Source organism: uncultured Chitinophaga sp., assembly GCF_937898475.1.
GTDB lineage: Bacteria > Bacteroidota > Bacteroidia > Chitinophagales > Chitinophagaceae > Chitinophaga.
In genome coordinates, this window is record NZ_CALEJS010000010.1 from 344,881 (window position 1) to 361,043 (window position 16,163).

General features: G+C 51.2%; 11 protein-coding genes. 7 read left to right on the forward strand and 4 right to left on the reverse strand.

The window, feature by feature from the left end:
- The first annotated feature begins 4 nt into the window (after nt 1-4).
- Entirely contained in the window at nt 5-1,570 is a 1,566-nt protein-coding gene (gene odhB / locus Q0577_RS01810; RefSeq protein WP_298732195.1) for a 2-oxoglutarate dehydrogenase complex dihydrolipoyllysine-residue succinyltransferase, read from the forward strand.
- An 81-nt stretch (nt 1,571-1,651) separates the two neighbouring features.
- Nucleotides 1,652-2,824, forward strand: coding sequence for an Fmu (Sun) domain-containing protein (locus tag Q0577_RS01815; protein ID WP_298732197.1), 1,173 nt, complete (start codon nt 1,652-1,654; stop codon nt 2,822-2,824).
- A 5-nt stretch (nt 2,825-2,829) separates the two neighbouring features.
- On the opposite strand, the gene Q0577_RS01820 is transcribed toward Q0577_RS01815, so the two are convergent.
- From Q0577_RS01820 to mnmA, 4 genes are all read right to left on the reverse strand, one after another.
- Entirely contained in the window at nt 2,830-4,515 is a 1,686-nt protein-coding gene (locus Q0577_RS01820; protein WP_298732199.1) for a S8 family serine peptidase, read from the reverse strand.
- 200 nt (nt 4,516-4,715) lie between these two features.
- Nucleotides 4,716-6,365 carry a glycosyl hydrolase family 18 protein gene (locus Q0577_RS01825; protein WP_298732201.1) on the reverse strand — a complete coding sequence of 550 codons (1,650 nt, stop codon included), beginning with the start codon at nt 6,363-6,365 and terminating at the stop codon, nt 4,716-4,718.
- An 83-nt stretch (nt 6,366-6,448) separates the two neighbouring features.
- The gene (locus Q0577_RS01830; protein ID WP_298732203.1) at nt 6,449-8,482 is read right to left on the reverse strand and encodes a cellulase family glycosylhydrolase; all 2,034 of its coding nucleotides are present in this window, start codon (nt 8,480-8,482) and stop codon (nt 6,449-6,451) included.
- A gap of 134 nt (nt 8,483-8,616) precedes the next feature.
- Complete coding sequence (mnmA, locus tag Q0577_RS01835) at nt 8,617-9,708, reverse strand: tRNA 2-thiouridine(34) synthase MnmA (RefSeq protein ID WP_298732205.1); 1,092 nt, start codon at nt 9,706-9,708, stop codon at nt 8,617-8,619.
- A 192-nt stretch (nt 9,709-9,900) separates the two neighbouring features.
- Here mnmA and Q0577_RS01840 point away from each other — a divergent pair, with 192 nt between their 5' ends.
- The 5 genes from Q0577_RS01840 to Q0577_RS01860 are packed head-to-tail and all read left to right on the forward strand — an operon-like array spanning nt 9,901 to nt 15,898.
- Entirely contained in the window at nt 9,901-11,412 is a 1,512-nt protein-coding gene (locus Q0577_RS01840; RefSeq protein WP_298732206.1) for a tagaturonate reductase, read from the forward strand.
- A 32-nt stretch (nt 11,413-11,444) separates the two neighbouring features.
- Nucleotides 11,445-12,839 carry a glucuronate isomerase gene (gene uxaC / locus Q0577_RS01845; protein ID WP_298732208.1) on the forward strand — a complete coding sequence of 465 codons (1,395 nt, stop codon included), beginning with the start codon at nt 11,445-11,447 and terminating at the stop codon, nt 12,837-12,839.
- Nucleotides 12,839-13,834, forward strand: a complete 996-nt coding sequence (locus Q0577_RS01850) for a sugar kinase (RefSeq protein WP_298732210.1) — start codon at nt 12,839-12,841, stop codon at nt 13,832-13,834. The genes uxaC and Q0577_RS01850 overlap by 1 nt, the downstream gene beginning before the upstream one ends.
- Before the next feature lie 50 nt (nt 13,835-13,884).
- Complete coding sequence (locus Q0577_RS01855) at nt 13,885-14,547, forward strand: bifunctional 4-hydroxy-2-oxoglutarate aldolase/2-dehydro-3-deoxy-phosphogluconate aldolase (protein WP_298732212.1); 663 nt, start codon at nt 13,885-13,887, stop codon at nt 14,545-14,547.
- Between the two features lie 52 nt (nt 14,548-14,599).
- A complete protein-coding gene (locus Q0577_RS01860; RefSeq protein WP_298732214.1) occupies nt 14,600-15,898 on the forward strand; it encodes an MFS transporter in 1,299 nt (432 codons plus the stop codon).
- Nucleotides 15,899-16,163: the final 265 nt, after the last annotated feature.

The window sequence follows — 16,163 nt, forward strand, 5'->3', positions numbered from 1 at the left end:
AATAATGGTTGTCGAAATCAAAGTTCCTACGGTAGGAGAATCTATAAGCGAGGTAACAATTGCAAAGTGGTTGAAGAAAGACGGAGACTATGTGCAGCAGGATGAAGTGTTATGCGAAATGGAATCTGAAAAGGCCACCTTTGAATTGAATGCAGAGAAAGCAGGGGTATTGAAAATTGCTGCCCCCGAAGGCGCCACCCTTAACATCGGCGCTGTTGCCTGCACCATTGATACAGATGCTGCAGCCCCCGCATCCGCAGCCCCGGCTGCCGAAGCTAAACCAGCCGCCGCTGCAGCGCCTGCCGCACCCGCCGCTGCTGCCGCTCCTCCTCCGGCCAACAAAGGAACTATTGATGTAAAAGTACCTACCGTAGGCGAGTCTATCAGCGAAGTAACGCTCGTGAAATGGATCAAAAAAGATGGCGACTACGTAGAGCGTGATGAGATGATCTGCGAGATGGAGTCTGAAAAGGCCACCTTTGAGCTGAACGCCGAAGAAGCAGGTATATTACAGACCGTAGCAAAAGAAGGTGATGTGCTGAAAATAGGCGACGTTGCCTGCAAGATAGATACCAATGCTGCACGCCCCGCAGGCCAGGCTGCACCGGCCGCACAGCCGGCTAAAGCCGCCGCTCCGCAGGCTGCCCCGCAGCCGCAGCAGGCCCCGGTAACCAGCATCCCGAATAATATCAAAGCATCTCCCGTAGCTGCCGCCGTAATTGCAGACAAACATGTGGATCCCGCTTCCATCAAAGGCAGCGGCGCACATGGCAAAATACTGAAAGACGATGTGTACGCAGCCCTGCAGAACCCGGGCGTAGCCATCGGCAAAGAGCTGTTCAGCCGTAACGAGCGCAGGGAGAAAATGAGCAACCTGCGTAAAACAGTATCCCGCCGCCTGGTAGAAGCCAAGAATACAACGGCCATGCTCACTACCTTCAACGAGGTAGATATGACCCGTATCATGGAGATCCGCGCGCAGTATAAAGAAGTGTTTAAGAAGCAGTACGAGGTGAACCTGGGCTTTATGAGCTTCTTCACCAAAGCCGTATGTTTTGCGCTGCAGGAGTTCCCGGCTGTGAATGCCTATATTGATGGCGAAGAACTGGTTTACCACGATTACTGCGATATCTCTATCGCCGTATCAGCGCCCAAAGGCCTGGTTGTGCCCGTGATCCGCAACGCAGAAAGCCTGGGCATGGCCGATATTGAAAAGAAAGTAGTGGAACTGGCTACCAAAGCCCGTGACAATAAACTCTCCATGGAAGAGATGACCGGCGGTACCTTCACTATCACCAACGGTGGTGTGTTCGGTTCGCTTATGAGTACGCCGATCATCAACATACCGCAGTCTGCTATCCTGGGTATGCACAAGATACAGGAGCGTCCTATGGCAGTGAACGGCCAGGTAGTAATCCGCCCCATGATGTACCTGGCGCTTAGCTATGATCACCGCATCATCGATGGCCGCGAATCCGTAAGCTTCCTGGTAAGAGTAAAGGAAATGCTGGAAAACCCAGAGCAGCTGCTGTTTGGAAGGGATCCGGTGAAAGCATTGCTGAAATTGTAACCGTATAACGTTCATAGATAAAGGTGGAAAGGTATTACAGGCCTTTCCACCTTTTTTGTTTGCAGGCCTTATCTTTGCCTCATGACCCGCTGGGAAAATTACTTATCATCTGCAGAGCGCATTATTAACGGCTATGACGGTACCCTGCCGTTACATCATTTCCTGAAAGCATTTTTCAAACAACATCCACAGATGGGCAGCCGCGACAGGCGATGGATCTCCCAGCTGAGCTACGCGTTCTACCGACTGGGGCACCTCTGGAAATCGGAAATGCCTGTAAAAGACCGGATACTTCTGGGCCTTTTCCTGTGCGAAACACAAGCCTCTGAAATGCTGGCCGCCTTTCGTCCCGAATGGAATGAGCAGGTTACGCTTCCCACCAGGGAAAAACTGGCGCTCGTTACCTTTAACGGGCATCAGCCTGCTGCTGCCGCTATCTTTCCCTTTGCAGATGAGTTGTCAGATGGTATAGACCCGGCCGCCTTTGCACAGTCTTTCCTGGTGCAGCCCCGCCTGTTTCTGCGTGCACGTAAGCAAAAACAACGGGAGCTCAGCCTGCTGTTTGACAAAGCAGGCGTAGCCTATGAGTGGTTGTCAGATGAACTGGTAGCACTGCCCAACAGTACTAAAACAGAAGCCATCATCCCGCAGCGGGACTGGTATGAGATACAGGATGCATCTTCGCAACAGACCGGCCGCCTGTTCCGCCCAAAGGCAGGAGAGTACTGGTGGGACAGCTGCGCCGCCAGCGGTGGTAAGTCGCTACTCCTGGTAGACCAGGAGCCTGGTGTGAAGCTAACGGTCAGTGATATACGTTCATCCATCCTGCATAACCTGCACGAACGTTTTGAAACGGCGGGCATCCGCAATTATGAAAGCAGGATGCTGGACCTTACCCATCCTGTTTCCCCGTCTACCTTTGCCCATGGCGAGTTTGACGGCATCATCCTGGATGCTCCCTGCAGCGGATCCGGTACCTGGAGCCGAACACCGGAGCAGCTCTGTTTCTTTGACCGCGGGAAGATCAGCCGCTTTCATGCATTACAAAAAAGCATTGCCGCCAATGTGATCCCCCTGTTGAAACCAGGCGGTGCGTTGATCTATATTACCTGTTCTGTGTTTAAGCAGGAGAACGAAGCTGTAGTACAGCACCTCTGTACATCAGCAGGCCTGCGGCAGGAGGAGGGAGGCATCATCACAGGATATACCCATGGCGCCGATACCATGTTTGCAGTAAGATTAATAAAGCCTTAGTTCATCTACCATTTCATCAGTTTCACTACCTGCGTGCTATTACCCTGTACCATCCGCAGGTAATAGATACCGGTGGGCAATTGTTCCAGCCCGGTTTCCCAGGTAAAATAGCCATAGCTGCCGTAGCTGGCGGCGGTGCGGTTCCTGCTTACACGGCCCATGCCGTCTATCAGCTGTAGGTGCACTGGTTCAGCAGCAGCAGATTGATAGTAAATGTTCAGCCGCGTAGTAAAAGGATTGGGAAAAACCTTGATCAGCTGACCTGCCAGCTGTTCGCGGATGTAGGCAGAATCTGCCATTTCCTGTCGCAGCAGGGAATCATACGCTACCCGGAAATTGGGAATGCCATAACCTATACGGTTATCCGGAGTGGTATAGCGGCTGGACGATGCTTTTACTGCCTGCAGTATTTCCATGTTGCTGCGGCGTGGAAAAGCCTGCCATAAACAGGCTACCAGTCCGGCTACCACCGGACAGGCATAAGAAGTGCCATTACCCGTGCCCACACTGCCATCGCTGGTGATGAAGGAAGTGCCTACGCCTAATCCCGCTACGTCCGGTTTTACACGTCCGTCTGCCGCAGGTCCATAGCTGGAGAAGGAAGCAGGCTGCCGCTGACTGTTTACAGCGCCTACGGTGAGAACACTATCGCCATCTGCCGGGGCTAACAGGTATCTCCAGCTGATATTGCCTTCATTACCGGCAGCATTTACCACGATCATACCTTTTGCCGCTGCCATATCTGCCGCCCGGGAAATGGCCAGGCTGTGGCCATCCATTTGCGCATAGCTATGGTTAAAGCCGGGATCATCAAAAGTGTTATAACCCAGTGAAGAAGATATCACATCAACGCCCAGGCTGTCTGCAAATTCAGCGCCGGCGGCCCAGTTCACTTCTTCAATGGGTTGTTCGCCGCCCTCTTCTTCCGTACGCAGCAGCACGTAGGCCGCTTCCGGTGCGGTGCCCGTCATTTCTCCCGGCAGGTTAGCCGCCAGTATGGAAAGGCAGTGAGTGCCATGATCATCATAGGCGTAAACATCCGCCGTGTTATCAGTAAAGTTCCGGGTGGCAATGATCTGCTGCCGGTTGCGCAAGGGGGTAAAGGCGCTGCTGTTGTTGACAGAAAGAAAGCCTGCGTCAAACACGGCGATCATCATACCATCACCTTTCATGCTGCGGTGATGGAGGTATTCACCTTCATGCAGGTGGATCTGCGTATAAGCACTGCCGTAGTCCATCTCTTTGGTACCGGTTTGCCGGGCCGGCGCTTTTATAATGGGTTGCAATCGTTCCAGGTCCTCACCGGATATACGGGCGGCATTCCTGTTCACCTCCTTCACAAAAGGTAGGGCCTGTATCTTTTGGAGGGCTTCATCATCACTGCTGCGTATCACCGCCTGGTTGGTCCAGCGCAAAGTATACAATACCTGCACATGGCCTGCCTTTAGCAGGCTGTCTATATAGGCGGGGTTTACCGGCAGGTCTGTACTGTCTATGGCAATGTGCTGCCTGGTGCGGCGTTGCAGCGCACGTTCAGAGAGGTAAGCAGCGGGTGCATCCAGGCGGTAAGGGCTGTTATGTTTATCTGTAAAAGAGATCAGGTAGCGGGGTGCCTGGGCTGATAACTGTAAACCGCTGTAAAGCAACAGGGAGGTAAGAATAAGGTATCCGGGCAGTAGAGATATTTTCACACTATTTCCATCTTTTGTGTTTTAAATATAACTAAAAAGGGCCGGATATAGATCCAGCCCTGTTCTTTTTCGGTTGTTTTTATTTGTATCACTCTCTTCCGGTATTGATAACTTCCTTTAAACACTGGCCTCTCGAAAGCACATCGCAGGTGCACTGCCGGTGTATTGCCGGCAGTGCGTTTGGTACCTGCATTGGTTTTTTATTGGATAATGATCTTTTTGGTGTAAGTGTGGCTGCCGTTGGTAATGGTAACCACATAGAATCCACTCGCAATATTGCTGGTGGGCACGGTGAGGGTACCGGCGTTCGCCTTATGGTAACCTACCACTTTCTTATTTACGTCCAGGATCATTACCTGCAACGGGGCGCTGGCGTCATATTTATCCACTTTCACGGTAAAGGGACTTCCTTTTATTAGCGGGTTGGGATAGACGATAGCCGCTCCGGCAGCAGCGTTTTCAGGATCTTTTACTTTAGCGGATGTAGTGCTGGCAGCTGTTCTGGCAGCAGCGCCCACCACACCGTAGTTGAAGGTTTCCCAGCCCTGGGCCGTTGGCCTGTTGGCGGTCATGGGTTGGGTACCGTTCTCTGAAGAAACATACAGGCCATTGTATGCGCGCAGCGAAATAGTGCCGTCTGCATTGTTGATCCAGTCAAACTGTTCCCATGCCTGGATGGTAGGCCGGTTACAATTGATGGGCGCCAGGCCGTCTTCGCAGGAAACGTACTGGCCATTATTGCCTCTCAGGGCGATCTTTCCGTTACCGGCGTCTACTACGGTAAACTGTTCCCAGCCCTGTACGGCAGGTCTGTCGCAGTTCATGGGTTCTACGCCGTTTTCAGAAGAAACATACAGGCCGTTGCTGCCTCTCAGCCAGATGGTTTGTCCAACAGGAGCAGGGCCCGGAGGATTGGGCGGGTTACCGGTGCCGCCTCTTTCCACTACTACCTGGTTAATGGCTGTTAAAAGGGAGTTGGCGCCAGCTACGTCCTGGGACAGTTCCCATATCATGATACCGCCGCCATTGTCAAACGCCAGGTTGGTCTTGCGTTTGATGGTGGGTATGCCATTGTAGCCAACATTGCCGATCCAGTCTGCATTCGGGCTGGCGCCTCTGGCCAAAAGCTGTGCGTAGGATTCCCAGCTGGGTTTTCCGTAGAAGGGAACACCCAGGATAGCCTTCTCTTTGGGCAGTCCGCGGCCCCTCCAGTAGTTGAGGGATTGCACTGCATAGTCATAGGTAGAGTGATGAGATCCGTTTACATCGCCATCATATGCCATGATGGTCAGGAAATCCACCAAAGGAAACACGCTGCTCAGGATACTGGAGCCGCCATGCGCTACCACGGCAGCGGTGAGCAGTTTGCCGCGGTTGTGCATCTGGGTAGACAGCGCAGACATCAGCGCTACATAGTTGTTGGCAGAAGCGCCGTCATTAGGATATTCCCAGTCAATATCCACACCGTCAAGATTGTACTGGTTTACAAAATTGACCATGTTATTTACAAAATTGTTACGGTAGGTGCTGTTGGCAGCCAGGCTTTCAAAGCCGCTGTCGTCGGCGTTGTTCCAGCCGCCTACAGAGATCATCACTTTCACGCCTCTGGCATGGGCAGTGCTCACCAGGCTTTGCAGCTTGGAAGGGTTAGGTGTACCCTGCAGTCCGCCGGTAGTAGTAGGTAACAGGAACGCATAATTGATGTGTGTCAGTTTGCTGTACTGCACATCACTTACGTTACCAGCCCACGAAGGCAGATAGCCCACTACTTTAAACTGGGCAAAAGCCTGGCAGGATGCCAGGACCAGGATAAGCAGCATCAGTGCTTTGTTCAATAGAGTTTTTTTCATGATGACGATGGTTTGATGATGAAATAGGATATGGAAGAGAGTGCGCAGCCGCGTGGCAGTGCGGCTGCGCAGCTGATTGACAGTTATTGGATGATAATTTTCCTGTTGCAGGTACGCGGGCCGTTCGTGACGCTCACTACATAAAAGCCGCTGGCAATATTATGCGTGGGCACCGTAATGGTACCTGCTTGTGCTTTATGATAAGCCACTACTTTCTTGTTCACATCAATGAGTACCACCTGTACCGGTGAGCCGGCGTCGTACTGATCCACCTTAACGGTGAAGCTGCCATCTTTCACTACCGGGTTCGGGTACAGGGAGATGGAAACGTTTGCACTGTTGTCCGTTTTTTTGACAGACGCAGTGCTGGTGGTCCTGGCCGCAGCGTCCGCAAAGCCGTAGTTGAAAGCTTCCCATCCCTGGATAGAAGGCCTGTTGCAGTTCATCGGTTGTTCTCCGTTTTCAGAAGAAACGTACATACCGTTGTTGCCTCTCAGGGAGATCTTGCCATCTGCATTTACCATCCAGTCAAATCTTTCCCAGTCCTGTATTGTGGGCCTGTTACAATTCATAGGCTGTTCGCCGTTCTCTGAGGAAACGTACATACCATTACTGCCCTGCAGTGCGATCTTACCGTTGCCTGCGTCTACTACCAGGAATTGTTCCCATCCCTGGACGGCTGGCCGGTTGCAATTCATAGGCTGTGTGCCGTTCTCAGAAGAAACAAACTGACCGTTGAATCCCTGCAGCCAGATAGTGCGGCCTATAGGGCCCTGTGAAGGGGGAGGCGTAATGCCCGGTGCAACAGCAGCGATGGTACCGTTATTCTTCACGTTGTTCACAAATTTGATGTTATTCAGTACAGCGGCCATATTGGCTGCGCCATCCATCAGGTAAGGAGGATTGATGCGCAGCAGGGCTGCGTTCTCCTGTGCGTCGGTACGTTTGTAGGTCCAGTGGCACCAGCCGATGCCTTTGCTGTTAAGCGCGCGGATGTTCTCACTCAGCCAGGCGTTGTTATTCTCGCCGGTTTCGCCTACCCATACAGGTACATTGTGCCGGGCGCGGAAATTCACGAGGTTGGCGATCTTGCTGACCTGGTTAGGGTCGGCATCTGTTTCAGTAGTAGAATTAGTAAGCCAGTAGCGGTGTGCGTTATAAACCAGGTTAGACCGGTTGGTGAAAGTAAAGGGTTCCATGTAATTGTAGTTGTTGCCAAACCCGTTGCCTTCTATCATCAGCAGGTGGTTGTCTCCCTGTGCACGGATGGCGTTGATCAGCCGCTCAAACAGGTCGTGTATCCAGCGGTTGTCCGGTACATTGTTCGGCTCATTGATCAGGTCATAGAAGGCAATACCGTCGTTGTTGATATAGCGGGCAGAGAGGCGTTGCCACAGGCGGACGGTAATGTCTTTGTAGATGCTCCTGTTCCACAGGTCATTACCTACCAGTGCATCAGAGATGTTGGCGTCTGTGCCCTGTGAACCGGGGGCGGCGTGCAGGTCAAGAATGACGTACATGTTGTTGGCGGCCGTCCATTTCAGCAGGCTGTCAATGGTGCGGAAACCTTCGAGGCTGGGATCGTTGAACAGCTGGTTGTTGTTGTACCAGGTGGTCAGCGAGTTCACATAGTTGTTGTAATTGCCGGAGTTGCGGGCAACGCTGTTGCGTACGGCACGCTGGCTGGCTGTGAGGAACAGTTCATAGTGCATGGGCAGACGTACACAGTTGAAGCCCAGGGAGGCCAGGTAGTCTATATCTGCCCTGGTAATGAAATGATCTCTCCAGCTTTGGTAAAAGGCTTCTACCGCAGCGTCAGACTGTCCCTGGTCATACAGTCTTTTTTTGATAGACCACTGTGTACCGCCGCCGCTGAAGGAGGGCTTGATCATATACCCTTCCTGCAGCAGCCAGCCGCCAAGGCCTACGCCTTTCAGGATCACCTCCTGGTTGCTGGCATTTACAATACGCGGACCGTCTGCCCGAAGGCGGCTAAGCTGGGCGCTGGCGGTATTGACCAGGCATAATGCCAGCAGCATGAACAATAAAGCAAAAGGGAAAAGATTGCTGACACGACATCGCTGATGTCGCGCATACATTGTGACGCGGTTCTTCATAGAGGGTTTTCGGTTTTAATTTATAATGGTTATGCTTCCTTTTCAGGACGCTAGTAGTCGTACAAAATTAAATTTAGTACCACCCCCTATGAGCAATTACGGAAAAAATAAGGAAAAATCTGATATGTATATGATCACATCCGCTGGATAATGCCGCCGCCTATTACGTCGTCTCCTTCATAGAATACGGCAGACTGACCGGGGGCAATGCCCTTTACCTGTTCGTAAAAACGCACTTTTACCTGCCCGTTCTCATTATACAGGTTGCTCAGCGCGCCTTTGTCCTTGTAACGGATCTTGGTAGTGGCTTCCAGGCCTTCCGGAATATGATCGTATTTGATGTAGTTAATGCCGGATACCGTCATTTCACTCTTCTGCAGGTCTTCTTCTTCGCCCAGTACCACGGTATTGGTTTCGGGGATGATGCCTGTTACATAGATGGGGCGGCCCAGGGCAATATCCAGCCCTTTACGCTGCCCTACGGTATAAAAGGGATAACCTTTATGCTGGCCAACAATAGTGCCGTCTTTCAGCACAAAATTGCCGCCGTTCACGCTTTCTTCCAGGCCGCTGACCCGGCGTTTCAGGAAACCACGGTAGTCGTTATCAGGCACAAAGCAGATCTCGTAGCTTTCCGCCTTTTTAGCCAGTTCGGGGTAACCGAAGTCGAACGCCATCTGGCGGATTTCCGTTTTGCGGTACTGGCCCAGCGGGAGCAGGGTACGCGCCAGCACGTCCTGCTGAAGGCCCCACAGCACATAGCTCTGGTCTTTCAGCTCGTCAATGCCTTTGCTGATTACATAACGGCCATTATGTTCGCGCACCTGGCCGTAGTGCCCGGTGGCAATAAAGGCACAGTCCATCGCGTCTGCCCTTTTCAGCAGCGCCCTCCATTTTATATGGGTATTGCACAGCACGCAGGGGTTGGGAGTGCGGCCGGCCAGGTATTCATCTACAAAATTATTGATCACAAAATCCCCGAACTCATCCCGGATGTCCAGCACAAAGTGAGGGAAACCGTGATGCACGGCAGCTGCACGCGCATCGTTGAAAGAATCGAGGTTGCAGCAGCCAGTCTCTTTTTTGCTGGAGCCGGAGGAAGCATAATCCCAGGTCTTCATGGTAATCCCCACCACTTCATACCCCTGTTCGTGTAACATCAGGGCGGTTACCGTACTGTCTATGCCACCGCTCATTGCTACCAGCACTTTACCGTGTCTGCTCATATTAAATACATTAAGGCTGCAAAGTTAGTGAAAATCCTGCCATTGGCTGCGGTGGGATATTGATACTGCTGATAGCGGTATAGAGAAGGGCTATAGAAAAAGGAACCGCTTTTTTTACTGCATTTACTATAAAATCTTAAAAGGTAAGCTTATATTTATTGGGTAAAGCATTAAATATTATAAATTAGTTCCATGTTACCTGTACTAGACAAAGCCTATGTGGCCAGGCATCCGGATCTGGCAGTTTCCAGCGAATATTTCAGCTATCCCGAGAAGATACTTCAGTTTGGTACGGGCGTGTTGTTAAGAGGCCTGGTAGATTACCTGGTAGACAAAGCCAACAAACAGGGCATCTTTAAGGGCAGGGTGATAGTGGTAAAATCTACAGACGGGCCGGTGACTGAATTCTCCAGCCAGGATCATCTCTACACTACGCATATCAAGGGAGTGGCCCAGGGAGAGCTGGTTAATCAAACCCTGGTGAACGCTTCTATTAGCCGTGTTTTGCAATCGAATGCAGATTGGGCGGAGGTATTAGCGGCTGTCCATCAACCTGGTTTGCAGGTGATTATATCCAATACAACCGAGGTGGGCATCCAGTATGTGGAAGAAAAAATCGACAATAGTGTGCCGGCTTCCTATCCGGGCAAACTGCTGGCGGTGTTGTGGGAGCGGTACCAGCATTTTAAAGGCAGCACGGGCACTGGTTTCGTGATCGTGCCTACAGAGCTGGTGGTGGATAATGGCCACCTGTTGCAGGAGATCACGCTAAGGCTCGCCGCCTTTAACCAGCTGCCGGAAGCTTTTGTGCAATGGGTGAAGACAGAGAACCGTTTCTGCAATTCACTGGTAGACCGTATTGTACCGGGTAAACCCCGTGAGCTGGAAACGCTTCAGCAGCAGGCAGGATATACAGACAATCTCTGGATCGATGCGGAGCCTTTCCTGTTATGGGCAATAGAAGGAGACGCCTATATACAGCAGGTGCTGTCTTTCCACCAGGCAGATGACCGTATGCTGATCGCGCCCAGCATCACGCCTTATCGTGAACAGAAACTGCGCATACTGAACGGCAGTCATACCATATCGGTACCGCTGGGTTTCCTTGGAGGGCTCAACACTGTGTATGAATGTATGGAACACACATATATGCGTTCTTTTTTCCGGGCAGTAGTGCTGGAAGAGATATTACCAACGATACAGGATATTTGTCCGCAGGCAGATATCTTTGCCCGGGATGTGCTGGATCGCTTTGCCAATCCCTATATTGCACACAAGCTGATCAGCATAACATTCCAGGAAAGCGCCAAGATGAACGCCCGTAACCTGCGCACATTCCTGCGCTATTACGAACGGTATAAAGCCCTGCCACAAGCTATGTGCCTGGGTTTCGCAGCCATGCTGCTGTTCCTGCGGCCGGTTAAGGAGGAGGGAGGCAGATATTACGGCGCCAGGGGTGCGGAGCATTATCTTATTACCGATGACAATGCAGCTGTATTTGCCGGCTACTGGAAAGCAGTGGATACGGCGAACACTACAACGATAACGGAATTTGTGCAGCAGGTGTGTGCCGACAGTAAGCTATGGGAAGCAGATCTTAACCAGCTGCCAGGCTTTACAGCAGTGGTAGCGGGGCACCTCACCGGCATGCTGCAGGAAGGTGCGCTTGCCTATGCAACCGGCCTGCAAAAGGCAGTTAGATAGTATGGTACTTTCACGTTTATGAAGCAACAGATATGAAGCAATTTTTAACAGAAGACTTTTTACTGCAGACAGAAACGGCTAAGCGTTTATATCATGAGTATGCCAAGGGAATGCCGGTGATCGATTATCACAATCACCTTCCACCGGAGGATATTGCGGGCAACCGGCAGTTTGAGCATCTCAGCGCCATGTGGCTGCAGGGCGACCATTACAAGTGGCGCGCCATGCGTGCAAACGGGGTGGCAGAAGAGTACATCACCGGCAACGCAGATCATCTCACCAAGTTCAGACACTGGGCGGCTACGGTGCCCTATACCATGCGTAATCCACTCTACCACTGGACGCACATGGAATTGCTGAACCCTTTCGGTGTGAAGCAGCTGCTGAATGCAGATACTGCAGAAGAGATCTACCAGCATTGTAATGACCAGCTCCCGCAGTGGACTGCTCCCGCGCTGCTGCAGCATTTCAGGGTAGAAGCCCTTTGCACTACAGACGATCCTGCAGATGATCTGCAGCACCATAAGACGCTGCAGCAAAAAGGTTTCGGCATCAGGGTGCTGCCTACTTTCCGTCCGGATAAAGCCATGATCGTGGAAGATGTACCTGCTTTCAACGCCTATATTGATAAGCTGGGGGCAGCGGCAGGCATTACTATCAACAGCTATCAGGCCCTGATGGATGCCCTGCGCAGCCGGCATGACTACTTCCATGCAGCGGGCGGCCGTCTTTCAGATCATGGTATCAATACCTTTTATGCTGCAAACTATACGGAAGCAGGCGTGCAGCGTATTTTCAGCCAGCTGCGTACAGGCCATGCCGTTACACCGGAAGAAGCGCTGCAGTTTAAAGCAGCCACCCTGCACACTATCTGCGAATGGAACCATGAAAAAGGCTGGGCGCAGCAATTTCATGTGGGGGCTATCCGTAATAACAGCAGCCGGCTGCTGCGCCGCGTAGGCGCGGATGCAGGCGTGGATTCCATTGGCGACTGGCAGGTGGCAGAGAACATGTCTGCCTTTTTTGATGCGCTGGATAAAAAAGATAAACTGGCCCGCACCATCGTCTATAATCTCAACCCTGCCTATAACGAAGTGTTTGCTACGATGGTGGGTAATTTCCAGGATGGCACTATCCCCGGCAAAATGCAGTTTGGCTCGGGCTGGTGGTTCCTGGATCAGAAGGACGGTATGGAAAAACAGATGAACACGCTCAGCAATATGGGACTGCTCAGCCGTTTTGTAGGCATGCTGACCGATTCAAGGAGTTTCCTTTCCTACTCACGTCATGAGTATTTCCGGCGTATTTTGTGTAACCTCCTGGGTAATGATGTTGAAAATGGTGAACTGCCGGGCGATGTTAACTGGCTCGGTAAAATGGTGCAGGACATTTGCTACAATAACGCTAAAGCTTATTTTAATTTCTGATGAAGCCAGTAAAAGTTATTTCTTACGGGGAGATCCTGTTTCGTTTTTCGCCGGTATTCGATCAGCATACATCAGCGCTTTATATAGGCGGGGCAGAGGCCAATATGGCGGCCTCCCTGGCGCGATGGGGCACACCTGTATCCTATATCAGCAAAGTGCCTGATAACGGCCTTTCCAGGCAGGTATTACAGCAACTTGAAAAAGCCGGTATTGTTACAGACCGTATGCTGTGGGGCGGTGACCGTATAGGTACCTATTACCTGGCCCAGGGCAGTGATCTGAAGCATGCAGAAGTAGTGTATGACCGCAAGTATTCTTCTTTCAGCGAGATACAGCCCGGCACAACAGACTGGGATGCACTGCTGGAAGGAGCAGATTGGTTCCACTGGAGCGCTATCACACCTGCGCTGAGCCAGCAGGCAGCCACCGTCTGTAAGGAAGTGCTGGAAGCCGCCCGTCGTAAAGGTCTCACCATCTCCACCGATCTTAATTACCGGAGCAAACTGTGGCAATACGCCAAACCTTTCCAGGTAATGCCGGAGCTGGTGCAGTACTGCGATGTGATCATGGGCAATATATGGGCCGCACATCAGATGCTGGATACCGCGCTGGATACCGTTGCGCTTGAAAAGCAGCAAAAAGAGATCTACCTGGAACAGGCCATTAAGGTAGCGCATGAAATAACGGAGCGTTATCCACGTTGTAAACATGTGGCCTTCACGTTCCGTTTCTCTGATGGGCCTACACACAACCTGTATTATGCCACTTACTATCACCAGGGGCAGCAAACGGTTTCGCGTCAGTATGAGACCAATGAAGTGATAGACCGTGTAGGCAGTGGCGATAGTTTTATGGCAGGGCTGATCCATTCCCTGGCAGAAGGTTTTGACGCTCAGCGAACGATCTCTTTTGCCGCCGCCGCCGCTTATTCCAAACTGTTCATAAAAGGCGATTTCAATCAAACGGATAAAGCGGATATTGAAAAGCTGATCTGAGCAGATCAGCCTGAAAACTTACATTGAAAACGTAACCATTGCAAACAATTATGCCTCCACAACCAGCAACCATTATAGCTGCCTTTGAACGCAGCGGCATCATACCGGTCTTCTATCATGATGACGAAGAAGTGTGTATACAGGTAATGCAGGCCTGCTATGACGCCGGCATCCGGGTATTTGAGTTTACCAACCGGGGAGAGCATGCGCGGCGAAATTTTGCCGCCATGCGCGATAAGAAACTGGTGTCTATGCCGGATATGTATCTGGGTATAGGTACTATCAAAAATGCTGCAGATGCCGAGACTTTCACCGGTATGGGCGCTGATTTCATTGTGAGCCCTATTACAGAAACTTCCACGGGAGCATACTGCCAGGCTGCCAATATTCTCTGGATCCCGGGTTGTATGTCGCCCAGCGAGATCGCTGTAGCGGAAAAACTTGAGGCGCAGCTTGTAAAGCTGTTCCCGGGTAATGTGCTGGGCCCCGGCTTTGTTAACGCCGTCAGGCCGCTGTTTCCCGGCATGAAATTTATGCCCACCGGAGGGGTGGAGCCCACCCAGGAAAGCATCCGGTCATGGTTTGACGCAGGTGTGATCTGTGTAGGCATGGGGTCTAATTTACTGTCTAAAAAAGTGATTGAAAGCAAAGATTGGAACGCGTTGAAAGATAAGATTGTGCAAACGTTTGCTTTAGTGAAAGCATTGCATTAAATTTAAGGCAGAACTAAAACCCTTTGCTTTTATAAATTCCAAAATAATCAGAATGAATTCCACAAAAACCGGAAATTATCGTTGGACCATCTGTGCGCTGCTTTTCTTCGCCACTACCATTAACTATATTGACAGGCAGGTAATTGGCTTGTTGAAAGACGACCTGCAGCTGCAGTTCAGCTGGACAGAGAAGGATTACGGTTATATAGTGGCGGCCTTTTCTGCTGCATATGCTATTGGCCTGTTAGCCTTTGGCCGTTTTGTAGATAAAATAGGCACCAAATTGGGTTATACCATCTCTCTTGTGGTGTGGAGTGTGGCGGCAATGGCGCACGCCATGGCGAAGTCCACATTTGGCTTTGGGGTAGCCCGTGCGGCATTGGGCCTGGGTGAGTCAGGTAACTTTCCCGCCGCCATTAAAGCGGTAGCTGAATGGTTCCCTAAAAAGGAAAGGGCCTTGGCAACCGGGATCTTTAATGCAGGCGCCAACCTGGGACCTGTAGTGGCGCCCATTATTGTATACTGGCTGGCAAAAACACATGGCTGGCAGAGCGCCTTTATCTGGACCGGCGCCATTGGTTTTATATGGCTGATCTTCTGGTTCATTTTTTATGAAGTACCTTCCAAAAGCAAACGGGTTAAACAACCGGAGTATGACTATATTCACAGCGATACGGTAGAACCGGCAGCAGAGACGCATAAGATCAGCTGGTTCAAATTATTTGGTATCCGCCAGACCTGGGCCTTTGTATTTGGCAAACTGCTTACAGACCCGATCTGGTGGTTCTTCCTTTTCTGGCTGCCTTCCTACCTGTCTTCTGCCTTTAATGTAGACATGAAAGCCAACAATGGTTTGCCGATCATTATCATTTACACCATGATCAGCTTTGGTAGTATAGGAGGCGGATGGATCTCCTCCTACCTGATCAAGAAAGGGTGGCCGGTGTTCAGGGCACGTAAAACATCCATGCTTGGTTTTGCGCTTTGCGTAGTGCCCGTGATAGTGGCCCCGTATTCAGGCAACATGTGGGTGGCTGTAGCGCTGGTAGGTCTGGCAGGCGCCGCTCACCAGGCCTGGTCTGCAAATATATTTACCACTGTTTCTGATATGTTCCCGAAATACGCGGTAAGCTCCGTTGTAGGAATTGGCGGTATGGCGGGATCCCTGGGTGGCATGTTGTTCCCTTTGTTTGTAGGCTCCCTGCTGGATCACTATAAACTGCTGGGCAATATCAATACCGGCTATAACATCCTGTTTGTTATCTGCGGTTTTGCCTACCTCCTGGCCTGGACAATTATGCATTTCTTTGCACCGCGTATGGAGCAGGTAAGTATCAGGGAAGAAGCATAAAGCAAGATAAACAATATTGAACAGAGCCCGTTTGCTGATTGGCGAACGGGCTCTTTCTTTATGGATACCCGTAGTTGACCGGAGGTTTTCCTGTAGTTGCCGGGTAGTTGAGGGGTAGATGTCTGGTATCTTATAAGGTACCGGACATCTACCCCTCAACTACGGGACATATACCGGACATGTACCGGACATCATGCATACAACCCGCAATCTGTCTAGTCCTAAAATAGCTATACAGGTGAATAAAATAGTCCTGATACTGGTT